Genomic DNA, 355 nt, shown 5'->3' on the forward strand with positions numbered 1-355 from the left:
TGCAAGGATTTTATAAAATGTTAAAACTAAGAAAGGCTGGAGTGTTAAAAAATGATTAATAAAAATACCGAAGAAAAAGATATATTGTTGAATGTTTTAGGTATAATCGAGGCTGTATATAATAAGAAAATTTCGATAGAAGAAGCTGAGAAAAGATATTTTAATTACCGTATCATTGATTCTTTGAAGGAAAAAAATTACTCAAATGAATTAATAGAAATTTTGGAACTGGGTACAGAAATTGATGATATTAATGATTTACTACCTGACAAGTTAGATGAAAACATAATTGATTTAAAAAATAGAGTTCTTCTTTTGTTAGATAGAGAAATAAAAGTGTTACTGGCGCCCCAAA

At 26.5% G+C, this 355-nt stretch carries 1 protein-coding gene; it reads left to right on the forward strand.

The window, feature by feature from the left end:
- Window positions 1-51: 51 nt before the first annotated feature.
- The coding region (locus P9687_RS17230; protein WP_328228956.1) for a DUF3969 family protein at window positions 52-355 on the forward strand (304 nt) is incomplete at its 3' end.

The sequence above is a fragment of the Weizmannia sp. CD-2023 genome, assembly GCF_036225245.1.
Taxonomy (GTDB): domain Bacteria; phylum Bacillota; class Bacilli; order Bacillales; family Bacillaceae_C; genus Weizmannia; species Weizmannia faecalis.